Here is a 22,342-nt window from a genome sequence, read left to right as displayed (position 1 = left end):
GAGAAGTGAACCAAAGCGATACCTTGAATGAGCTGGTGGAGGCGGAAGACAGGGCGGTCATGGCCAAGGCTGTGCAGTGGCTGCGCGAGGGCAAAAGAGTGGCCCTGGCAACGGTCACCCATACCTGGGGCTCCTCACCCCGACCACCCGGTTCGTTGATGGCCATGAATCATGAGGGCCGCTTCATCGGCTCGGTCTCCGGGGGCTGCGTGGAGGAGGCGTTGATCAAGCGCTATCGCCAGGGTGAATTGGCCGAAACTGTTCCGGCCTCGGTGGGATTCGGCGTCGACAGCCAGGAGGCCGGGCGGCTCGGGCTCCCCTGCGGCGGACGTCTGCAGATCACTGTCGAGCATCTCGATTCGCTCACCTCCATCGAGCAGCTATTGAACCGCATCGATCAGGGTGAGCTGGTTGCCCGGCAGGTGAGCCTGGAAAGCGGTGAGGTCACACTCCAGGCCGGTGAGGGACAACCCGAGTTGAGTCTCTCGGATCAGCATTTGACCAAGGTCTTCGGTAGCGCCTGGCAGCTGCTGTTGATCGGGGACGGCCAGCTGGCCCACTACCTGGCCGGGATGGCGCGCATGCTCGACTACCGGGTGACCATCTGCGATCCCCGGGAGGATTTTGCCGATCCCGACCCCCTCCCCGATGTGACCTACACCCGCCAGATGCCCGATGACGCGGTGCGCGCACTGGCCACTCAGCCACGCACGGCGGTGATAACCCTGGCCCATGATCCGAAGCAGGACGACATGGCGCTGCTCGAGGCGCTTGAGACCAATGCCTTCTACATCGGCGCCTTGGGCTCCACCCGTTCCGCGGCAAAGCGGCATCAACGCCTGGCGAAAATGGGCTGTACCCTCCAGCAACTGGCGCGCATACGAGGCCCCGCGGGTGTGCCCATCGGCAGCAAGCGGCCGGCGGAGATCGCTCTCTCCATCATGGCTGAGATAACCGCCACTCGGAACAGTGGGGTTGGGGTTGACTTGATATGCATCTGAGCAATTTGAAACTGCTTGAAAACAACCTGCATTGAATAGATGGGTAAAACATAATCCACAGTTATGGAATTCTGGCAGATACTGATTTTGGCCCTTGTGGGTGTCGCTGCCGGTTGGCTGAATGTGATGGCGGGGGGCGGTTCGCTGCTGACCGTGCCGGTGATGCTGTTCATGGGTATCCCCGGACCTGTCGCCAACGGTACCAACCGCATCGCCATACTGGCGCAGAACATCACCGCGGTTACCGCCTTTCGTCGCCGTGGTTATTCCGATTTCAAACTGGGACTGAGTCTGGCTGCAGCCGCCTCGCTGGGTGCCGTGGGTGGGGCCTCCCTGGGGGTGCATCTCGAAGGTGAGTGGTTCGACCGGGTACTGGCATTGGTGATGATCGCGGTGATGGTGCTGATGGCAACCGGGCATGACAAGGTAAAGCCGATCGACGGCGATACGGAGGCAAATAACCTCACTGCCGGTCATCTGCTGATGGTCGGGGCCGGATTCTGGGGCGGCTTCATCCAGATAGGTGTCGGCTTCATTCTGATGCCGATCCTGCATCGGGTCATGCACCTGGACCTGGTGCGGGTCAACATGCACAAGGTGCTCATCGTCCTGGTCTACACAGTGGTCGCCCTGATCGTCTTCAGTTCGCAACTGGAACTGTTGTGGTGGACCGGGCTTGGTCTCGCTGTCGGCAACTCCATCGGTGGTTGGCTGGGGGCGCATACCACCATCAGTCATGGAGAGACATTGATCCGCAGGGTGCTCTACCTTGCGCTATCTGCCTTTATTGTGAAGTTATTGTTTTTCTAAAAACAGAGCCCCCTATCTCCGGATTATTCAAGCCTATCCAGCGGGCTTTTCACTCCCTGGCCGCCTAACCCGGCAACATGGGTATAGATCATCGTAGTCGATACGTCTGCATGCCCCAGCAATTCCTGCACAGTACGTGGGTAGCGAAAGAGTGCCTTAAAGTATGACTGGCGACACGCTTGAGCAGCCCTGATTCTGATGCTGCACGCTTGATGCTTTTCTGAATCACTGACTGGTGGATGATGGCGATGTACTATGTCGGTTCCCGGATCCTGGTAGGTACGGCTGGCGGGAAATAGTTAATTTGCCATCCCAGCTCAAATACCGCTTCATCGCTCATCTGAGTATCAAGGACAGTTGTATGAACAAGGCGTACAACCTAGTATGAGTCGAAAAGGTAACTGCTGGGAGGATGCCGCAGTCGAATCCTTCTTTGCGAGGATGAAGGTGGAGTCGATCCATGCGGAGATTTCTAACCAAGGATGACGCGTATGCATGAGTATTGGAATATATCTAACTGTTTTACAATAGTGTCCGACGACACTCTGCCATGGACTATAAAAACCCTGGGCAATTTGAAGAAGACTACTATGCGCAGTGTGCAAAATTTAATGCCTACTTTTTGTGGATAGGAACAGACCCAAACGGGCTAAAAGATAGTTCTGATACTCCTATAAGCTTGGTCGTTTTAAGTCATTACAGGGTCTGGAGTTATAAATGGTATCGTTGATATGGAAAATTTTAGTTCGAGACAAGCCGGAATCTAGTAATAACCGTGATAAGGCGAGATTGGCATTTCAAAGCATGTGGGTTGCCGGCACACTGGGTGCGTTTTTTGTGGCTCTTTTGAGTAATTTATCAAAACATATACCTGAGACTGCCTGGCCCAAAGATGTAGATGCTCTGTATACGATGCAATTAATTTTAAGTTATGGATACTTGCTATGGTTCTTGACATATTTTTTTATATCTAACTTTAGTAATGAAATACTGCAGAAAGCGAGAAAAAAAGATCTTTTATTCGATATTATTCAATCCTTGGTCGCGTTTTTCGCAGCGTATAAACTAGGCTTTTTATCCTTGAATTTAAATTTCTCATATATATCTTATGCGTACGCAAGTGCTTCAGTATTTGTTATTTGTTTCTTGTCGTTTCTTCTCTTCGGCTGTGAAAGTAAACGAGGAATTAATTTGATAAGAGTATATGGCTTAATCATATCGTTAATTTCAATATTTTCTGCAAATTACTTTGCAGAAAAACAATCTGTGGAGCAGGTGGGTGAGTATTTTATGCTTGCGGTGATTCATTTCTTAATGTGGATAATTCTGTGGCCTTTCATGTGGATACGTATAGACGAAGCAGCAGAAAACCCTGGCTTATAATAAACGTCTCCATATAGACGCGGCTACTACGCGCACTTGAGGCGAGACGTTAGGGATTATAAACAAGGTATGATCCATGGCGACAATTATCAAAGTCGGTGCAGTTCAAATGAACTGCTATTTAGGAGAAATAGATAAGAACTTGTCTCATGCCGAGATAATGATTACCAATGCAGTCGAGGAAGGATCGCAGGTGGTTCTGTTGCCTGAACTGATGCCATGTGGATACACACTGTCTGAAGACATTTGGAATTTTGCAGAAACCATCAAAGGAAAATCAGTTGGTTGGTTATTGGAAGCGGCCAAGCGCTTTGGCATATATCTAGGATGCACATTTCTTGAAGCGGATGGTGAAGATTTTTTTAATACATTTGTGTTGGCAGGTCCTGAAGGTAAGTTAATAGGAAAAGTAAGAAAAAGCCCGCCCTCTTCCGTTGAAGCATATTTTTATACTTCAGGTTCGGATTCGCACATCATCGAGTCGGAAATTGGTCGTATCGGCGTAGGTGTCTGCTACGAAAACACTTTAATTGATCATATGTCATTTCTTTATAGTGGAAATGTTGATTTTGTATTATCACCTGCTGCTGCGGGTAGGCCAATACCTTTCATTCCAGGTGATGTAAATCGGTTTGAAAAAATGCTAATAAATAGTCGGTCAGTTTTTGCAAACACACTCGGAGTTCCAGTTATAGTAGCAAATCGGACTGGTCCGCTAGAAACGGATTTACCTGGATGGTTACCGTCTTTAAAGAGTAGCTTCCCGGGATTGTCATCAATTGTTGATTTTGACGGCACAGTGAAAGCGGAACTCGACGATAAAGAAGGTATTATCGTGGCTGATGTTCAGATTGGCCATAGCTCGAAGCAAAAATCCACTCCTCAAAAATACGGAAAAATGTGGGGAATACCCGTGCCATGGTACGCGTTTATTTGGCCGTTGACGCAGAAACGGGGAGAGAGGAGTTACGAACTAAATAAAAAAAGAAAACAGCGTGCACTGTCTATGAGTCATTGTGAACGAGATGAAAAATCTTGACGATAACTTGCACCCGACCCATTTGGACGATATTGAGCCTGGCCTTAAACGTTATGGAATTATGGATGCTCGCCAAATGGATAATATAGATTATGCTGTCAGTGTTGGTTGTGCCTCTTATGCTATAAAATTGGCTAATGAGCAAAATACATAAAGGAGCAATGAGTAAGTGAGTGGACACCCTGTAGAAATTCAAATCAAGCAAGCTGATAAAGCTATCGTTCCTGGAAAAGTTGATGTGCGCATGATTATTTATACTGATCACGCAATCTCCTGATTTACCTGCAAGCAATGGTCTCGGGCAAAAAAAGAATATGACCAATAGAGAGATTGTCATGGAATATCTCAGGTGCTTCTGCGCTGGAGACGTTGATGGTTTAGAGCCTTTGCTTGCTAATAGTCTATGTTTTAATGGAACGCTACATACTTATGGCTCTGCCAGGGAATACACTGACGCATTGAAAAACGATCCACCCGAGAAGTGTGGATGCAAAGTGCTGAGTATCACTGAGAGTGAGCAGAGTGTAGCTGTATTTTACGACTATCAAAAACCAGATCGAGTCATACAGATTGCGCAACTATTTAAAATCGAGCATGAAAAGATTCATGAAATATTGTTGATCTTTGATAGTAGAGGCATTGACTAACACGTTATACCTTTAGTAACTAACTCAGTGGATTAATAGAACGGAATGGGTCTTAATAAATCGAAAAAAAACACCTAAAGGAATTGACGGGACTTGCATATGAGAGGGACTTAAGTCAATGCCTTGAAGTTATTTATTCAGATTTTAACAAATGGAAGTCTGATGAAATATCTGTCTGGGATCTAAATGATAGAATACATGAATTTCATGATGATATTGGTAGAGAGCTCTATAAAATATATAACATATACGATCTGCATATGATTGTTGCATTTGCCATCAAACGAGGCGTGCTTGATATCCGAGATGTTAATCAAGAATGCAGGCCTGAGGTTCATCGTATCGTAGATTTATTGGGTCAAGATGAAGAAGGTGAGGGGTAAACAGATGTTCCTGCCGATTCGTCATGACGAATCGACTTCTCTCAACGAGGTTTGTTCGTTAATTAAGCTATGAAGATTTGGAAAATATTATTCGTTCCTCTTCTTTTGCTGTATATTCTTGATCTAATTGGATTGTCTTTTCAAAGCAGCCTAAGTATTGGTGATACTGTTGGGATGCCCATGTGGAGTTTATAAATGACACCACCCATCTTATAGGCAACTTCTGATCAAACAGGCGAGGCTCGGAATATTAAGCTATATACCATTGGTCTTTGATAGCTTCGTAACCTTGATTTCAGCGCTACCCTGGTTGTTTCTATAGTAGGCAAAGACCCCCTTGAGACACACATCACACAGCGCGTCATTGACATAGAAATACAAAGGACCGTTGTATTGCGCCGTGAATGTCGCATCGCGACCCACACCTACCTGTTGTCGACCGCCAACATTGGCTATCAGCTTGAACCAGCCTTGGTTGTGGGAATTACCGTCCTCATGGTGGCGTTTGCTGAATGAGATGAGCTTGTATGGCAGACCAGGTTCTTCTTCGATCCCATCGGCAGTCGCTGGAATGTGCTTGTCACGCCAGTCATCATCTCCGCTTACCTGCACCTTGTAGGATACCCCCTTCTCCACGCGGATCCCCGTTGCATACCAGGGATTACAGGTGTGAAAATCATTCAGTGTCAACCCATCTTCAGGCAGCTGTTTGAATGTTATCTTTTCACTCACGCATGCATCCCTGTTGGGCGGCAGGATGAACATATTGCTTATCCAAAATATAAGCAGCGATGCGAGAAAGCCAAATACTGCCGAGGGAAAGATATATTTACGCACTGAATCCCGGATCCACTGGGGGGCATAGACTGCCTTGATCAAATCCACAATGGACTCGAAAACCGTTTTTGTCGGACTATGGGTTGCCGTTCCACCCGTCAGGTTCCATCCGGATTGTCCCAGGTACCGGGTACGTTTGCGTAGATAGTGACGCAGGATCAGCAATAAAGTGAAGATCACTGCCAGTGTTAAAAGAAACCACCAGCGGCCACTGAAGGCGTAGAGCCATTTTTCCGGAAATCCACCCAAGTATTCTGATAAGGAGGCTGGAATGCCTTCGAAGACCCCTCTCCACCCTTCCGACAAGGGTAAGGGCATGGCGCCGAATCTACGCAGGGAAAGAAATGTGCCGATGGTTGCGGTGAGTAGCAGGAAATAGACAACCCTGCGCCACCAGACATCTTTAGCGGCCAGGCTCTGTGCCTTCACCCTCTCGTCCGGCAGGCCGTCTATGGGGTGGGGCTTGCCCGTTGTCACTACCGAGTAGTGCTTACCGAAGACCACAGGGGCGTAGTCTTCGGTCACCTGTTTGATTCGATCGAATACCGACTCGTGCACCAGCACTGGGGTATTCGCCTCCGTGCAGATCTCATCCACCTGCCGGGGTTTGTAGCGGTAGTATGAGGCCAGGCCCGCCCGTGAGTCATATATCTTTCCGGTGACATTGGCCTGTTCCGATGCTTCTGTGCGCGCGGATTTCAATAGCTTCAGTCCGCAGTCTTGTGCTTTCTGCATCATCCAGTCCAGGGACACATAAGCCATTTCATCCTTGGCATAACCTCCACCCACATTGGAGTGAACACCGGAGAACCAGACCTGCTCAATCTTCTGCCCTGAAACCCGCAACGACTCGTCCCACATCAGAGGATGAAAGGTGTGTCTTTCATCGTCCAGGGAGAGGGCGTGATAGTTACAGCCGGCAATCGGGTAGCGGTCATAGCTGTAGAAGCGGAATTTGAACAACCAGTCCAGGAATTCAGTCAACTCGTCGATGGGAAGGCCTATCGCGTCGACACTATCCCACACGCCGATGAAACGGATCACCGGTCGGTAGGCCAGGTCGTCATCTGGAATGCCTTTTGCCGGCTCTTTTTCCTGTGCCTCCACTACCTCGGTGAATGGTTTGTGGCTCAACTCCCGGTAGGCCCGAACCAACTGTTCGAGTGTCAGTTTCTCCGCCTGTCTGAGGGCGGGAGAGGATTTCTCCGGTTTATCAAATTTACGGATCTCTTTGCGCCACTGGAGATATCGCTTCATGGCGCCGTCAATGCGCGCTTGTGTCTCATCCGGATCCCCATGGGCTTTGACCACACCGCACACAGTCACCATATAGGCCAAGGCCCTGACGGTGAAGGCGCCACGGCTGAAGCCGAGTAGATAGATATGGTCGCCGGGGCGATAGTTGTGCACCAGAAAGTGGTACATTTCTAGAATATTGGCCTTGAGACCAAAGCCGAATGCCCCACCCAATAGCCGAAACAGTTTAAAGTTCTGGGTGCCGACGCCATCCTGATAGAAAGTCAGCTGATCGAGTGTCGGATCGGTATCGATTGCCTTATAAAAGCGCCAGACATTGGTGCCCCGCGCCTTACTACCGCTGTTACCCGTACCGTCCGAGCATAAAACGAGTTTCCTGGCCATGGGCAGACTCCTTTTCCAACATCAGATTTCCTTAAACTGTGCATACCGCTATTAGCCTGAGGATAGACCAAGTAGAAGGATTAACTAGTAGAATGCCGAATAGGGAGAAGCGTCGGAGTGTCAAGCAAGAGGGTGTGCCTGAGCTGTTTCTTGGGCCCGTGTTAACAGGCAAAGAGTCATGACTGAGATACAAGGCATATTACTCGCAGCCGGTAGCGGTCAACGGTTTGGCCGTCACAAGCTGCTGCATCCCCTGCCTGATGGTGAGTCGATGGGCATAGCGTCAGCGCGCAATCTGGTAGCCGCTCTACCCAACACCCTGGCGGTCATCCGCCCTGGCGACCAGCGACTGGCAGCCTCCCTGGAAGCCCTGGGTTTGAGAGTGGTGGAGAACAGTCAGGCGGGGCAGGGCATGGGCAGGAGCCTGGCCATGGGGATTGGCGCCAGCGCCGATGCCCAGGGTTGGGTGGTGGCGTTGGCGGACATGCCCTGGATCAAACCAGAGACCGTAGGCGCGGTGGCCCAGGCCCTGTCCCAAGGGGCTAGGTTGGCCGCACCTGTATATCAGGGACGTCGCGGTCATCCGGTTGGTTTCGGCCGACGATGGGGGGATCGGTTACAGGCCTTGCAGGGTGATCATGGGGCACGCCATCTGCTGCAGGCCCATCCTGACGAGCTGGTGTTGTTACCCACCGATGATCCTGGGATTCTGCTCGACATCGATCATCAGGATGACCTGTACCCCGGGGAGGCGCCATTGGGTTAGGAATCCGGCCACCTGTAACGGGCCGGGAAGCGGCCATTGGCCTCGGGAATGAGTCCCTCTGCCGCGAGTTTTCGATACTGTCTCTCGTTGCCCGGATAGTCCGCAATCCGCCGTTGCCCGGTGATCAGCCGATACCAGGGTAGATCGCTGCCCCTGGGCAAGGTGCGTAGCCAGGCCAGTACCTGACGCACATGCACTCCGCACAGCTTGGCCATATCCCCATAGCTGCAGTAGCGACCTGGCGGGATCGAGGCCAGGGTGGTGTAGAAGATCCTGCGCATCTCATCTGTGGCCACTATCGGTAATCCCTGAAAATGATCATGAAATGAATCGGAAATTCTGTTCTTGACGTATGGTTAGAGAACGCACGCTATCAAGCAACAAAAACAGTAGCAAGGAATCCCCCATGAAAAAAACCGCCATCCTCTCCTGGTCCGATCTGCAACCCCTTACCCCCACCTATGCCTTGGCGGCGGGTGTCGACCTGGTGGTTATCCGTTGGCGGGGGGAGGAGCGGGTGTCGGTGCTCTACGGGCGATGTGCCCATCGGGGCGCGCTCATGGCCGACGGGCGTATCGAGGGCGAGGATCTGATCTGCGGGCTGCACGACTGGGACTATCGCTATAAGACCGGTATCAGCGCCTACGATCCCGCGGAGCGTCTGCATCCATTCCAGGCCTGGGTCGAGGCGGGGCAGGTCTGGGTGGATGAGGATGAGATCCAGGCCTGGGCGGTGGACAATCCCCAGCCCTACGACCGGGAGCAGTACCAGGGCCTGTACAAGGATCTGCATGGGGGCAGTGAGGAGCCCCACTATAAATACATCCAGCATCTGGCCGAGCACGGCCTGTCGAAGGTGGGGCATCACGGCCGGGTCAGCGCCATGGGCGTGCCCCGGGACGAACTGCCGAAATGGGAGCGGATCCAGCTGCTCACAGCCCAGCTGCATCGGGTGCCCCTGCTTGACGACCACCCGGTCGGCACTGAAGTGGTGATCGGTCCCAATGCCAACAAGCCATTACAATTGGAACGCCCCCTGTTCGTCTCCGATATGAGCTTCGGCGCCCTCTCGAAGGAGGCGAAGGTGGCCCTGGCCAGGGGTGCGGAACTGGCGGGCACCGGGATCTGCTCCGGCGAGGGCGGCATGCTGCCGGACGAACAGACCGCCAACCGCCGCTATCTCTACGAGCTGGCATCGGCCCGCTTCGGCTATTCCATGCAGAAGGTGCGGCAGTGCCAGGCCTTTCACTTCAAATGCGGTCAGGGGGCCAAGACAGGCACCGGCGGCCACTTGCCGGGGAACAAGGTCAAGGGCCGCATCGCCGAGGTGCGCGGGCTCGACGAGGGCGAGTCGGCCATATCGCCTTCCCGCTTCCCCGACTGGGAACATGTGGATGACTACCGTCGATTCGCCGATGTGGTGCGGGAGGCGACCGATGGCATCCCCATAGGCGTCAAGCTCTCCGCCCAGCATATCGAAAGGGATATGGAGGCCGCCCTGCAGATCGGGGTGGACTACATCATTCTGGACGGGCGGGGCGGTGGCACCGGGGCGGCGCCGCTGATCTTCCGTGACAATATTTCGGTTCCCACCATACCGGCCCTGGCCCGCGCCCGACGCTATCTGGACAAGCGGGGACGCAGTGATGTCTCGCTGGTGATTACCGGTGGCCTCAGGCTGCCGGCGGATTTCATCAAGGCGATGGCCCTGGGCGCCGATGCCATTGCGGTTTCAAACTCGGCACTGCAGGCCATCGGCTGTCTCGGTATGCGCGCCTGTCACACCAACAACTGCCCGGTGGGGATCGCCACCCAGAGAGCGGATCTGCGCAGCCGCCTCAAGATAGAGAAGGGCGCGCAACAACTGAACAACTTCTTTCGCGCATCCACCGAGCTGATGCAGGTGATGGCCCGGGCCTGCGGTCACGACCATCTCAACGGATTCTGCGTCGATGATCTCACTACCTTCGATCGCGAAATGGCCCATCTCTCGGGGGTCGCCTATGCGGGGATCGCAAGGGACTGAAACATCCCTACCCTCGCGTGCTTTGCAGATAGCTTTGCCACAGGATGCAAAACGATGTATCGATCACGCCGGCCATCGCCACTAGCGACGGTTTTAACGTGACCGCCTATCCGGAACCTGCCGATTGGACGAAACTTGAGCTGAAAAATGGTGCCTATTGGCATAGGGATGGATGGGTCGGCGCAATTCTGCCTTATGCCGAATCGATAGGGTCGGATCAACCCTATAGTTTGTTGCTTGTTTATCTTCAACAATTACGTTTACATGGTGCGGACCTGATGGCTTGATACATCAATGGCATAGGCTTGCTCCGGATCTCAAATCGCAGACAAAAAAAGCAGCATGAGATGTTGATATGGAAAGCACTATCACAGTAAACAGCAGTCGTGATCAGATGATCGCGGAGTTTCACCGGGTCCGTCAATTTACCGAGTCCCTCTGTCTGCCACTGCAGCATGACGACTATCAGATCCAATCCATTGTCCAGACCAGTCCGCCCAAGTGGCATATCGCCCATGTCAGCTGGTTTTTCGAGGCCTTCGTGCTCGACCATTTCAACCCCGCATACAAACCCTTTCATCCCCAATTCGATTACATCTTCAATAGTTATTACTACACCCATGGCATGATGCATCCCCGGCCGAAGCGTGGCCTGCTGTCACGACCGACAGTGGGAGAGGTCTATCGATATCGCGCCCATGTCAATCAACAGATGCATCAATTGATGGAGAGTGTTGTTGAGGAGGAGTGGGAGGAGCTCGCGTTTCGCATCATCCTCGGGCTCAACCATGAGGAGCAGCATCAGGAGTTGCTGCTGATAGATGTGAAGCATAATTTCTGGAGCAACCCGCTGAAACCCAGCTATCGGGACGATCTGAAATCGATACCCGCTGGCACACGGGAGACGCGTTGGGTGGAGCAACCGGGTGGCGTGCATAGCATCGGTCATGGTCTCGAGGGTGGTTTCGCCTATGACAATGAAACGCCTCAACACAAGGTGCTGCTTTCTGACTACCGCATCGCCGACCGGTTTGTGACCAATGGCGAGTACCGGGCCTTTATGGATGACGGCGGTTACAGGGAGCCGGCGCTGTGGCTCTCCGACGGCTGGGCCCTGCTGCAGCGCGAGGGTTGGCAACATCCCCTCTATTGGGAGCAGCGGGATGGGGAGTGGATGCAGTATACCCTGGGCGGTCTTGAGCGGTTGAATTCCCACGAACCTGTCTGCCATCTCAGCCACTATGAAGCGGATGCCTATGCCCGCTGGGCAGGCAAGCGTCTGCCGCTGGAGAGCGAGTTGGAGATCGTTTTGGCGCAACAGCCCGTGAACGGCAACTTCGCCGATGCCGATTACCTCCACCCGCTGCCGGCTGGGGAGACGGGACAGTGGTATGGCGATCTCTGGACCTGGACGGCTTCACCCTATGCCGCCTATCCGGGGTTTAAGCCCCTGGCCGGCTCAATGGGGGAATACAACGGTAAATTCATGTCCAACCAGATGGTGTTGAAGGGTGGTTGTTGTGCCACACCCGCCGGCCATACCCGCGCCAGCTACCGTAATTTTTTCTATCCCGATGAACGCTGGGCCTTCACCGGCCTGCGGCTTGCGGAGGATGCGTGATGGAGAATGTCACCTTTCACGACCATAAACCCCAGGCACTGAGTCTCTATGATGCCGTTGTCACGGGCCTTTCCAAGTCGGATAAATCGATTCCGCCGAAATTCTTCTATGATCAACGGGGGTCGGAGCTGTTCGACAGGATCTGTGACCAACCGGAATACTATCTGCCTAGTGTGGAGTGCCGCATGTTGTCAGATCTGGCCGATGAGATAGCCAAGCTGACTGGAAAAGGGCGGGCGCTGATCGAACCGGGTGCGGGCAGTGCCAGTAAAGTGCGCCTGTTGCTGGATGCATTGAGGCCGAGTGCCTTTGTGCCCATGGATATCTCCTTTGACTATCTGAAGTCGAGTGCCAGGGCGCTGGCAATGGAATATCCCTGGTTGCCCATTCATGCCGCCTGTGTCGACTTCACCCACTCCTTACCGATTCCCAAGGAAGTACCCAACGGCCCGCGGCTGCTCTTTTTCCCCGGCTCCAGCCTGGGCAATTTCAATCCCGGCGAGGCAGGTGAATTCTTGCGCCTGGTCCACGATACCGTGGGTGAAGATGGCATGATGCTGATCGGTGTCGATACCAAAAAGAGCGAGCAGGTACTACATGCCGCCTACAATGATGCGGCGGGTTTGACTGCGGACTTCAATCTGAACCTGCTGCAACGCATGCAGCAGGAGTTGAATGCCGATATCGATCCCGGTGTATTCGAACATCTTGCCTTCTACAACGGCGAAGAGGGGCGTATCGAAATGCATCTGGTAAGTACGCAACAACAAACGCTCCGCCTCAATGGTCACCGGTTTGAATTCGAAAAAGGTGAGACCTTGCACACCGAAAACTCCTACAAATACTCACCAACGGAGTTTATCAACATGGTTACAGATAATGGATTTAAAGAGGTACGTCATTGGGTCGATGACGAAGGATTGTTTGCAATCTATCTGGTGGCTGTTGCTTAACCCGAAAGGAATAAATAACTATGATCAAATTTGTTATGTGCTTAACTCGACACCCAAATATGACCCGCGCTGAATTCAAGGACTATTGGATGAATAAGCATGGTCCATTCTTCATGAGCAATGCGGATGCGATGGGTGCGAAAAGGTATGTGCAATCCCACACGATAGATACCCCGTTGAACGAAGGTTTAAGAACTTCGCGAGGCATGTTGCCTGAATATGATGGGGTCGCTGAGGTATGGTTTGAATCAGAAGAAGCACTTATGCAGGGTATGAGTTCTCCTGAAGGTCAGAAATTAGCTGCAGCATTGCTGGAAGATGAGGGGAATTTTGTCGATCACTCAAAGTCTTCAGCGTTCATTGTCGAAGAATTCGAATTATAAATGCTAAGTAAGTCAATTGAGTTTGCGTCTATGCTGTTGGATCCAGGGAAGTTATACCTTTATCGAAAGGTTATTCTCATCAGAATTCAAGCCGGTAGTGATGGATATGACTGATACATGTGCGGGGTGGATATGCAACAGGAACTCGAGGCGAATAAACAAAACGCAATCGCGTTTTATCGCACTGCTTACTTGGGTAATCCTGAGAAGGCCGTCGAATTGTATGTAGGGGCTGAGTACATTCAGCACAATCCTTCAGTAGGCAATGGCAAGGCTGCGTTCATCGAATACTTCGACCAGATGGCGAAATCCTATCCCAAGAAAGAGATCGAGTTTGTTCGGGTGGTTGCAGAGGGCGATTTGGTAGCTCTCCATACCCATCAAATATGGCCAGGGGATGAAGAGTATGTGACCATGGATTTCTTTCGCTTCGATGAGGCGGGGAAAATAGTCGAACACTGGGATTCAATTCAGCAGATACCGAGTGAATCCAAACATGGTAACAGCATGTACTGAATAACCAATTCTACCGCTCAACGAACCATGAGGCTCTGGTCTATACATCCTGATTATCTCGATGCCAAAGGGTTGGTGGCATTGTGGAGAGAGGCGTTGCTGGCGCAAAAGGTGCTCCAAGGTCAGACAAAGGGTTATACAAACCACCCCCAACTAACCAGGTTCAAGGAAGCCAGTGATCCTCTTGGTGCCATTGCAACTTATCTACGGCATGTTGTCGCCGAAGCGGATAAACGGGGTTACAAATTCGATAAGGGAAAAATATCCATTAAGGGCGCACGAAAACAACTGTATGTTACCGAAGGTCAAATTAACTACGAGTTCAATCATTTGTCGCTAAAGTTAAAACAACGAGACCCCGCTGCATACGCGAAAATAAGAAAAACATCTGTCATAAAACCGCATCCATTGTTCATACTCCACAAAGGGAGTGTTGAGGAATGGGAAGTTACATGATGACTTTCGCTTATCACATAAAATATATACGTAAAAAAATTTCTGGTTCTAGTATTGAATGGCGGTTTTTATTCCAACTTGCTCTATTCATTGTGCTTGATGGGCAATTTTACCACTTGCGCTAACTCCATTATGGTCTATAGATGTTAATAATATTGTCATCGTATTGTAGTAATGGGGTCACACAATCATGCATACAAGGATTATTGGCGCACTGCTTATCCTCTATTCAGGCACGCTGCTGGCAGTCGACGAGCATGTGGCCTGTCAACATCCAAATGCCTATGCAGACTATGATGCGGATACGCTCCACTCGATAGCACGAAGCTGCAAAGTGTCTGAAGTGGCCGACCTCTATTACCATCGGGCAAGCCATATACGTCAACTCGAAAAGTATCTCTTGTTCGAGCATAAGTTGAACAATCTGGGTGACAGCGAGAACATCGCCTACATCGACGCCTACAGGATCCATATAGGACTGGCTGAGGCCTTGTTAAGTAAAGAACTGGCCCCGGATGCGACACCGGCTTTAAATCGTCTCAATCGAATTTATGAGCGTAGCGGTGAGATTGCTGAGTTACGTTTTCGGGGTTACGACTTAATTGCAAACAGGCTTCAACAGTGGCTTAGGGAAAAGTCAAATATCTAGTACTGTCGAATCCTGTTTGCAACCTTCCTTGCATGATTGCGGAGTCGGTATCCATCAGCGAAACAGCTGAGAAACTTCTTTAAACTTGGGATTGTTGGCGTCTCCCATCCATTCAAACGCAACCGATTCACTGTTGGTGATATGCACGCCGCCTGAACGCATGCGTTGCAGTGAGTTTTTGCGGTGATATGGGTCCCGCGAGGAGATGGCATCTCCCACCACGAAAACCTGATAGCCCCACTGCTGTAGTCCGGATGCAGTCTGCAGGACACAGATATGCGCCTCAAGACCCACAATGACAATCTGTCTACGCTCGCCGTTTTCCGCCAATTCCTCTTCGAACCCTGGGGCGGTACAGCAGGAGAAGGTCAATTTATCCTTTGCCTTGGTATGCGGAGGGAGGTGTTGGGCAATTTCCGGCAGGGTGTTTCCAAGCCCTTTACCATAGTGTTCTGAGAGTATGATGGGGACTTCCAGTGTACTTGCGGCCTGGCTGAGTTTGACGATATTTTTAACCATCTGATCCAGGTCCGTCTTGGGCATAGCCTTGGCGAGTCTTTCCTGGGTATTGATGATCAATAACTGACTGGTTTTAGCATGGGTCAGCGGTAGTGCACACTTGCTAGAAGGCATGGTGATCTCCCTTACAATTGTAGTTCTTCGCTGTGCTGCGAAATTACAACAGGGAGCAGCAACAGTCTGTTTTATTAAAATTCGAACTCCACGGGCGCCGGGGCATTGATCAACGGCGCCAGCTCCGTTTCCAAGATACTCTCTTCTTCAAAGATCTTATCCGCATGCCGGGTGATCAGCATGCACTCCATCACCGGCGTAGTGCCGATGACAACAAACAGCCGTCCACCGACTTTAAGCTGCTGGCGGAAGATTTCAGCCTGTTGACTGGTGGGTAGAGAACCGGTGACAGCGATGGCGTCGAACGGCCCCTCCTCGAGTGGAGCGGCAAGGGCATCTCCACTTCTCAAAGTGACGTTTCGTATCTCCTGTTGTTCGAGTTTTTGTTCGACTTGTTGACTGAACTCGTCGTGGAGATCGATGCTGACAACCAGTTTCGCCAGGTTTGCCAGACAAGCGGTGAGGTATCCGCTGCCAGTGCCCACCTCGAGCACTTTGTCGGTCGGCCGGATAGCCAGGGCCTGCAGCAATTTGGCTTCGATGCGGGGAAACATCATCTGCTGTCCCTGGCCGATGGGGACCTCGATATCGGCATAGGCCAGATCCCGGTAGGATTCCGGAACGAACTGCTCTCGGGGCAGGGTTTCCATCAATTCGAGTACCCGCGGGTCGAGTACCTCCCATGGGCGGATCTGTTGCTCCACCATGTTGAATCGTGCTTTGTCGAAGCTGCTTGCCATCATGTAAATTTCCTGGTCGTTCATATGGTTTTTGTCCGGCAGAGGATTAAGACTACGTATTTTGTCTCCTCCGGGCAAGATTCTCCTCACGGATTTTACTTATGCAGCATGCTGGATTCCGTCTGTCTTCTGAGGTATTTGACCCTGGAGATTAACCTGTCAGGATTAATGGCATGGCATATGGGTGAATTGTAACACCATGAATATAAAGCGATTATTGCTCATTATATGAATGAGCATGCAGTTTTGCCTGTCATTATACCCCGGTCATTGGTCAACCTGGTCCTATCGAGTATTGATTCGCTGTAGATGAAAACCGGTTATACTGCCAGAATTCGCAGGCTGGGGGTGTTCGTGGCAGGTTGCCGTCGCGGGCTGAGAAAGACCCTTACTACCTGATCCGGTTAATACCGGCGGAGGGAAGCTGAAACCTTACTGGGCTCATCTTCGCCTTTGCCACAGCGAGGTTTCATGCATGAGTGTTATCCCTGAAGATTTTATCGAGAAGACCGTCACCCTTTCCGAGGCGGTGACCGGCCCCTTCTACAACTCCCGCAAAATCTATGTCAATGGCAGCCGCCCGGATATCCGTGTGCCCATGCGTGAGATCAGCCAGGAGGCGACTTCCGCCAGTTTTGGCGCGGAGGAGAATCCACCGATCCCGGTCTACGACACATCCGGTCCGTTTACCGATCCGGCGCATAAGATCGACCTGCTGGAGGGTATGCCCGACCTTCGCTCAGGCTGGATCCAGGAGCGTGGCGACTGCGAGCATCTGGATGGCCCCAGCTCGGAATATGGTCGCACCAGGCAGGAGGATCCGGCGCTTGCCCATCTCCGCTTCGAGCATATTCATGCCCCGCGTCGAGCCAAAGCGGGACACAACGTGACCCAGATGCACTATGCCCGCCGTGGGATCATCACCCCTGAGATGGAGTTCGTGGCGATTCGCGAGAACTGCCGCCTGCAGGAGTTACGCGAGGATCCGCGGTATGCAAAATTGCTGCGTCAGCATCAGGGCCAACCCTTCGGCGCACGCATACCCGAGGAGATCACCCCTGAGTTCGTGCGCTCGGAACTGGCCGCCGGCCGTGCCATCATCCCGGCCAATATCAACCATCCCGAGCTGGAGCCGATGATCATCGGCCGCAACTTCAGGGTCAAGATCAATACCAACATAGGCAATAGCGCCATCACCTCCTCCATCGCCGAAGAGGTGGAAAAGATGGCCTGGTCGGCCCGCTGGGGCGGCGATACCCTGATGGACCTCTCCACCGGGGACAACATCCACGAGACCCGGGAGTGGATCCTGCGCAACTCTCCCATGCCCATCGGCACCGTGCCCATCTACCAGGCCCTGGAGAAGGTCAACGGCAAGGCGGAAGAGCTCACCTGGGAGATCATGCGCGACACCCTGATCGAGCAGGCGGAGCAGGGGGTCGATTACTTCACCATCCATGCCGGGGTGCTGCTGCGCTATGTGCCCCTCACCGCCGAGCGGGTTACCGGTATCGTCTCCCGTGGCGGTTCGATAATGGCCAAGTGGTGTCTGGCCCACCATCGGGAAAGTTTTCTGTATACCCACTTCGAGGAGATCTGCGAGATCATGAAGGCCTACGACGTGGCCTTCTCCCTGGGTGATGGCCTGCGCCCCGGCTGCCTGGCCGACGCCAACGATGCGGCCCAGTTCGGTGAACTGGAGACCCTGGGGGAGCTGACCAGGATCGCCTGGGAGCACGACGTGCAGGTGATGATCGAGGGCCCGGGTCATGTGCCGATGCAGATGATCAAGGAGAACATGGACAAGGAGCTGGAGGACTGTTTCGAGGCGCCTTTCTATACCCTCGGTCCCCTGGTCACCGATATCTCACCAGGCTATGACCACTTCAGCTCCGGCATCGGTGCCGCCCAGATCGGCTGGTACGGTACCGCCATGCTCTGCTATGTGACACCCAAGGAGCACCTGGGGCTGCCCAACAAGGAGGATGTGCGGGAAGGGATCATCACCTACAAGATAGCCGCCCACGCAGCAGATCTGGCCAAGGGCTTTCCCGGTGCCCAGCTGCAGGACAACGCTATGTCCAAGGCGCGCTTCGAGTTCCGCTGGAATGATCAGTTCGCCCTCAGCCTCGATCCGGAAAAGGCGATGGCCTTTCATGACGAGACACTCCCCCACCAGGCCCACAAGGTGGCCCATTTCTGCTCCATGTGCGGTCCCCACTTCTGCTCCATGAAGATCACCCAGGACGTACGCGACTACGCCCGCGCCCAGGGGATGGCCGAGGAGGAGGCGCTGAAGCAGGGGATGGAAGAGAAGGCGGTGGAGTTCAAACGCCAGGGGGCGGAGATTTACAAGGAATTGTGAATTATGAATGTTGAAATATGAATTAATCGGGTTCGCTTCGCTCACAGTTTGTTGTAGTCCCCCTCTCCCTGGCCCTCTCCCGCAAGGGGAGAGGGGACGTTCTTATCGAGTGCATCGAAAGCTTCATGCCGGGTGGTGGACACAAGCTATCTGTTTACGATCAGCCCTGATCAGTACATTCCCTCTCCCCTTGCGGGAGAGGGCCAGGGAGAGGGGGGTCATAACAGGATGTGAGCAAAGCGAACCCTATAATTCAAAATTCAAATCCAGGCGGCTTACAGAAAATGAGAAGTACGCAGCATCCGGATAGTCGGCACAGCCGAAGCAGAAAAGATTTTTTATGCATAATCAACTGCCTGATAAGGACTGCTCTTCGGGGTGATGAGACATGACCGCGCTCAAGGCGGTGATCCGGATCGATCGCTTCATCAGCAACGCCACCTCACTGAGCCGATCCCAGGTGCAGCGGGTGATTCGCGCCGGAAGGGTCAGGGTTGACGGGGTTCAGATCAAAAAGGCGTCCTTGCCTGTTCGCCTCGATGCCGAAGTGTACCTTGATGAGTCAATGGTGGCGCCCCCCCTGCCGCGCTATTTCATGTTAAACAAACCCATTGGTGTGGTCAGTGCCGCCCATGATCCCAGCCAAAGAACAGTCCTGGATCTGTTCGATGTCCCTAAGCGGACCGGGCTGCACATCGCCGGACGGCTCGATATCGATAGCTCGGGATTGGTGCTGGTGACCGATGACGGTCAGTGGTCCCATCGTATCACCGCACCCTCGAATCACTGTCCCAAGAGCTATGCCGTCACTCTCGCCGAGCCCCTGACGGCTGGACAGATATCGAAACTGGAAACCGGCCTGCTGCTTAAGGGGGAGACTAAACCGACAAAACCGGCAACCGTTGAACAGCTATCGGCGCTCGAGCTACGCTTGACCATTACCGAAGGCAGATATCACCAGGTGAAGCGTATGTTCGCGGCGCTGGGAAATCATGTGGAGGGTCTGCATCGGTTGTCGATTGGCGGATTGTTGTTGGATCAATCCCTGTTGCCGGGAGAGTATCGCCCATTGACGCCGCGAGAGGTCGGCCTGTTCTAGGGCCTGTTAACTTCCATTAAAGTTCCAGTGTAGACCTGCCGCTCCTATATTAAGTCAACCTGCTTTCGGGCAGGGGTCCGCATGCATAAATAAGGACGATGACCTGATACTTCTTGTCGTGATTACCGCCCACAGCCGGCGGAAAACAAAAGCTAAAGATGATCAGGCGCTGAAAGATTCAGCCACTGCATATCTAGATTATAAGAATTTAGTTCGCCACTACGATATAGAGTCTGGTTCAAGAGGTATGGTCGTGCAGGGGAAGGGTTCAATAGAGGCGCTTCAGGTAGGTGTTTTCTCCCAGAGTGATCTGGTGCAACTGCAGGAAGTGATCGAAGCGTGTGATGTTGGTCTCTGCCTTATCAACACTGAGCGGCGAGTGGTCGCCTGGAATCGGCATCTGGCGGACATAACCGGAATGATGGATCAAGAGGCGATAACCAGGCCCCTTGATGAACTTATCCCGCAACTGGCAGGACCCCGCTTCTCAAAGATGGTGCTCACTGCCGTGAAGGCGCCCCAATCCGATGGTTCTCTGCAGGCCTATTTCTCACTCTCCTGTTCCCGTCACCTGTTCAACATCGATGAGGAGCGTTTTATTCGGGTCAGTGTCAAGCCGCTGATGATGCATCCAGGCTATTGTCTGGTGCAGATCAGTGAAATCGACACCATGCGCGCTCAGCAGGAGCAGTTGACTGCCAGCAGCGTGGCGGAGCAGCGGACTCGGGCGATGCTGTCATCGGTGGAAGATGCGGTTATTCTGATCGATGCGAATGGCAGGGTGGAGTTTTCCAATCTGGCCGCTGAAGGGATGACGGGCTATCACAACCGGCAGATGGTTGGGCGCCGACTGACCGAGGTGTATCGGCTTTTCGATGAGTCGAGTTCAGATAAGAACCCGCTTGGGTTGGAACAGATTATCGATAGCGAAGGAAAACAACTGGTATTGAAACATAGGGAAGGACTGAGTCTGCCGGTGCAGCAAACGATTACCAGCCTTAAGGATGAAGCGGGAAATCTGGAAAGCATGGTGTTGGTGTTCAAAGACACCAGCCAATCAAGGAAGTTGGCGGCACAGTTGAGTTGGCAGTCAAGTCACGATCCGGTCACAAGGCTCTACAATCGAACCGAATTCGATAGGCAATTAGCAACCTTATTGGAACAACCCGTAGTTAAGGGTAGCGGACACTGTCTGCTCTATCTTGATATAGATCGCTTCAAGATCGTCAATGACAACTGTGGCCATGCCGCCGGGGATGAGCTGCTGCGTCAACTTGCCAGTCTGATCAAACGATCCATCCGCAACAGCGATCTGCTGGCCAGGATGGGTGGGGATGAGTTCGGCATTCTCTTGACTCAGTGTTCAGTCGCTGCGGCGGAACGGATCGCTGACAGTATTCGCCGCTCGATCCAAGGGTTTCGTTTTGTGTATGGTGATAAGAGCTTCTCCCAGAGCGTCAGTGTCGGAATGGTCGCCATCGATGACCAGAGTAAGGATCTGCAACAGATCCTGAGCTTTGCCGATTCGGCCTGTTTCTCCGCCAAGGAGGAGGGCAGGAACAAGATTCATATCTACGATCCTCTCGGGAGCTCTGCCGCCAAACGACATGGCGAAGCGAAATGGGTTACCCAGATTCGCAGTGCCCTGGATGAGGATCGCTTCACCCTCTATGTGCAACCGATAAAGTCGATTAACAGGGAAAATGCAGCAGAGCATGTGGAGGTATTGATCCGGATGCTGGACGAGTCAGGAGAATTGATCCTGCCCGGGGCCTTTATCCCGGCTGCGGAAAGATTCGACCTGATGCCGAGAGTGGACCGCTGGGTAATTGATCGCCTGATGCGTTATATAGAGGATCACCGAGAGGTTTGTCTCGCCGCGGAGCGACGTTACTTCGTCAACTTGTCGGGTCAATCACTGTGTGACGAAGATGTGCTGAATATGATTTTGGACTGCATCAAACGTTATGCTATTCCGAAGGGGATGCTCTGCTTCGAAGTCACTGAAACCGCAGCCATATCGAACCTCACCTCTGCGGAACACTTCATGCGGACACTGCAACGTTTTGGTTGTGAATTCGCCCTGGATGATTTCGGTAGTGGTCTCTCATCCTTCGGCTATCTCAAGCACCTGCCAGTGGAGTACCTGAAGATTGACGGTGCATTCGTCAAAGAGATGCTTGACAACCTGATCGATGATTCGATGGTGGATGCAATAAACCGGATCGGGCATATCATGGGCCTGGAGACGATTGCGGAGTTTGTGGAAAACAAAAGGGTCTTGCATCGCCTGGAAGACATCGGCATCGATTATGCCCAGGGCTACGGTATTTGCCGCCCATACCCCATCGAACAACTGTTTGAGTAGCAAGGCAGCTCGGATCACACTCTCTG

The 22,342-nt window shown here is 52.6% G+C and carries 23 protein-coding genes and 1 riboswitch; of the genes, 18 read left to right on the top strand and 5 right to left on the bottom strand.

The window, feature by feature from the left end; genetic code table 11:
* Positions 1 to 5: 5 nt before the first annotated feature.
* Both R2K28_RS17680 and R2K28_RS17675 read left to right on the top strand, forming a co-directional pair.
* Complete coding sequence (locus R2K28_RS17680; RefSeq protein ID WP_316366533.1) at positions 6 to 1,001, top strand: XdhC family protein; 996 nt, start codon at positions 6 to 8, stop codon at positions 999 to 1,001.
* A 63-nt stretch (positions 1,002 to 1,064) separates the two neighbouring features.
* The gene (locus R2K28_RS17675; RefSeq protein WP_316366532.1) at positions 1,065 to 1,811 is read left to right on the top strand and encodes a sulfite exporter TauE/SafE family protein; all 747 of its coding nucleotides are present in this window, start codon (positions 1,065 to 1,067) and stop codon (positions 1,809 to 1,811) included.
* A gap of 88 nt (positions 1,812 to 1,899) precedes the next feature.
* Here the strand turns inward: R2K28_RS17675 and R2K28_RS20495 are convergent, their stop codons facing one another.
* The gene (locus R2K28_RS20495; RefSeq protein ID WP_442871408.1) at positions 1,900 to 2,040 is read right to left on the bottom strand and encodes a hypothetical protein; all 141 of its coding nucleotides are present in this window, start codon (positions 2,038 to 2,040) and stop codon (positions 1,900 to 1,902) included.
* Positions 2,041 to 2,528: 488 nt separating this feature from the next.
* Between R2K28_RS20495 and R2K28_RS17665 the strand changes: the two genes are divergently transcribed.
* The 4 genes from R2K28_RS17665 (at position 2,529) to R2K28_RS17650 (ending at position 5,263) form a co-directional block, all read left to right on the top strand.
* A complete protein-coding gene (locus R2K28_RS17665) occupies positions 2,529 to 3,194 on the top strand; it encodes a hypothetical protein (protein ID WP_316366531.1) in 666 nt (221 codons plus the stop codon).
* A gap of 76 nt (positions 3,195 to 3,270) precedes the next feature.
* Positions 3,271 to 4,233, top strand: a complete 963-nt coding sequence (locus R2K28_RS17660) for a carbon-nitrogen hydrolase family protein (protein ID WP_316366530.1) — start codon at positions 3,271 to 3,273, stop codon at positions 4,231 to 4,233.
* The gene (locus R2K28_RS17655) at positions 4,220 to 4,387 is read left to right on the top strand and encodes a hypothetical protein (protein ID WP_316366529.1); all 168 of its coding nucleotides are present in this window, start codon (positions 4,220 to 4,222) and stop codon (positions 4,385 to 4,387) included. Before R2K28_RS17660 ends, R2K28_RS17655 begins: the two co-directional genes overlap by 14 nt.
* A gap of 576 nt (positions 4,388 to 4,963) precedes the next feature.
* Positions 4,964 to 5,263, top strand: coding sequence for a hypothetical protein (locus R2K28_RS17650; RefSeq protein WP_316366528.1), 300 nt, complete (start codon positions 4,964 to 4,966; stop codon positions 5,261 to 5,263).
* A 255-nt stretch (positions 5,264 to 5,518) separates the two neighbouring features.
* Here the strand turns inward: R2K28_RS17650 and R2K28_RS17645 are convergent, their stop codons facing one another.
* Positions 5,519 to 7,741 (bottom strand): DUF2235 domain-containing protein, encoded by a 2,223-nt coding sequence (locus R2K28_RS17645; RefSeq protein WP_316366526.1) that lies wholly within the window; start codon positions 7,739 to 7,741, stop codon positions 5,519 to 5,521.
* A gap of 178 nt (positions 7,742 to 7,919) precedes the next feature.
* On the opposite strand from R2K28_RS17645, the gene R2K28_RS17640 reads away from it, so the two are divergent.
* Positions 7,920 to 8,507: a nucleotidyltransferase family protein gene (locus R2K28_RS17640; RefSeq protein WP_316366524.1), complete on the top strand. Its 588-nt coding sequence runs from the start codon at positions 7,920 to 7,922 to the stop codon at positions 8,505 to 8,507.
* Here the strand turns inward: R2K28_RS17640 and R2K28_RS17635 are convergent.
* Complete coding sequence (locus tag R2K28_RS17635) at positions 8,504 to 8,803, bottom strand: MGMT family protein (protein WP_316366522.1); 300 nt, start codon at positions 8,801 to 8,803, stop codon at positions 8,504 to 8,506. The two genes, R2K28_RS17640 and R2K28_RS17635, sit on opposite strands and share 4 nt — an antisense overlap.
* 110 nt (positions 8,804 to 8,913) lie before the next feature.
* On the opposite strand from R2K28_RS17635, the gene R2K28_RS17630 reads away from it, so the two are divergent.
* The 8 genes from R2K28_RS17630 (at position 8,914) to R2K28_RS17595 (ending at position 15,111) form a co-directional block, all read left to right on the top strand.
* Positions 8,914 to 10,533, top strand: coding sequence for a glutamate synthase-related protein (locus R2K28_RS17630; RefSeq protein WP_316366520.1), 1,620 nt, complete (start codon positions 8,914 to 8,916; stop codon positions 10,531 to 10,533).
* 44 nt (positions 10,534 to 10,577) lie between these two features.
* Complete coding sequence (locus R2K28_RS17625; RefSeq protein ID WP_316366518.1) at positions 10,578 to 10,820, top strand: hypothetical protein; 243 nt, start codon at positions 10,578 to 10,580, stop codon at positions 10,818 to 10,820.
* A 68-nt stretch (positions 10,821 to 10,888) separates the two neighbouring features.
* On the top strand, positions 10,889 to 12,154 hold the full coding sequence (gene egtB, locus R2K28_RS17620; protein WP_316366516.1) for an ergothioneine biosynthesis protein EgtB: 1,266 nt from the start codon (positions 10,889 to 10,891) through the stop codon (positions 12,152 to 12,154).
* A complete protein-coding gene (egtD, locus tag R2K28_RS17615) occupies positions 12,154 to 13,107 on the top strand; it encodes an L-histidine N(alpha)-methyltransferase (protein WP_316366514.1) in 954 nt (317 codons plus the stop codon). Before egtB ends, egtD begins: the two co-directional genes overlap by 1 nt.
* A gap of 20 nt (positions 13,108 to 13,127) precedes the next feature.
* Positions 13,128 to 13,490, top strand: coding sequence for an EthD domain-containing protein (locus R2K28_RS17610; RefSeq protein WP_316366512.1), 363 nt, complete (start codon positions 13,128 to 13,130; stop codon positions 13,488 to 13,490).
* A gap of 132 nt (positions 13,491 to 13,622) precedes the next feature.
* A complete protein-coding gene (locus R2K28_RS17605; RefSeq protein WP_316366511.1) occupies positions 13,623 to 14,006 on the top strand; it encodes a nuclear transport factor 2 family protein in 384 nt (127 codons plus the stop codon).
* A gap of 27 nt (positions 14,007 to 14,033) precedes the next feature.
* A complete protein-coding gene (locus tag R2K28_RS17600; RefSeq protein ID WP_316366509.1) occupies positions 14,034 to 14,462 on the top strand; it encodes a pyrimidine dimer DNA glycosylase/endonuclease V in 429 nt (142 codons plus the stop codon).
* Between the two features lie 190 nt (positions 14,463 to 14,652).
* Positions 14,653 to 15,111, top strand: coding sequence for a hypothetical protein (locus R2K28_RS17595; protein ID WP_316366507.1), 459 nt, complete (start codon positions 14,653 to 14,655; stop codon positions 15,109 to 15,111).
* 54 nt (positions 15,112 to 15,165) lie between these two features.
* Here the strand turns inward: R2K28_RS17595 and R2K28_RS17590 are convergent, their stop codons facing one another.
* Together R2K28_RS17590 and R2K28_RS17585 are read right to left on the bottom strand one after the other, a co-directional pair.
* Complete coding sequence (locus R2K28_RS17590; RefSeq protein ID WP_316366505.1) at positions 15,166 to 15,744, bottom strand: hydrolase; 579 nt, start codon at positions 15,742 to 15,744, stop codon at positions 15,166 to 15,168.
* Between the two features lie 74 nt (positions 15,745 to 15,818).
* On the bottom strand, positions 15,819 to 16,487 hold the full coding sequence (locus tag R2K28_RS17585) for a protein-L-isoaspartate O-methyltransferase family protein (RefSeq protein WP_316366504.1): 669 nt from the start codon (positions 16,485 to 16,487) through the stop codon (positions 15,819 to 15,821).
* Between the two features lie 331 nt (positions 16,488 to 16,818).
* Positions 16,819 to 16,923: riboswitch (TPP riboswitch) on the top strand.
* Positions 16,924 to 16,959: 36 nt separating this feature from the next.
* On the opposite strand from R2K28_RS17585, the gene thiC reads away from it, so the two are divergent.
* From thiC to R2K28_RS17570, 3 genes are all read left to right on the top strand, one after another.
* A complete protein-coding gene (gene thiC, locus R2K28_RS17580; protein WP_316366503.1) occupies positions 16,960 to 18,849 on the top strand; it encodes a phosphomethylpyrimidine synthase ThiC in 1,890 nt (629 codons plus the stop codon).
* 388 nt (positions 18,850 to 19,237) lie between these two features.
* A complete protein-coding gene (locus tag R2K28_RS17575; RefSeq protein WP_316366501.1) occupies positions 19,238 to 19,948 on the top strand; it encodes a pseudouridine synthase in 711 nt (236 codons plus the stop codon).
* 253 nt (positions 19,949 to 20,201) lie between these two features.
* Positions 20,202 to 22,316: an EAL domain-containing protein gene (locus R2K28_RS17570; RefSeq protein WP_316366500.1), complete on the top strand. Its 2,115-nt coding sequence runs from the start codon at positions 20,202 to 20,204 to the stop codon at positions 22,314 to 22,316.
* The last annotated feature ends 26 nt before the right edge of the window (positions 22,317 to 22,342 follow it).

The organism is Candidatus Thiodiazotropha sp. CDECU1, from assembly GCF_963455295.1.
Taxonomy (GTDB): domain Bacteria; phylum Pseudomonadota; class Gammaproteobacteria; order Chromatiales; family Chromatiaceae; genus Thiodiazotropha.
The sequence above is the reverse complement of the archived record's forward strand: the minus strand, read 5'-3'. Positions and strand labels throughout refer to the sequence as shown.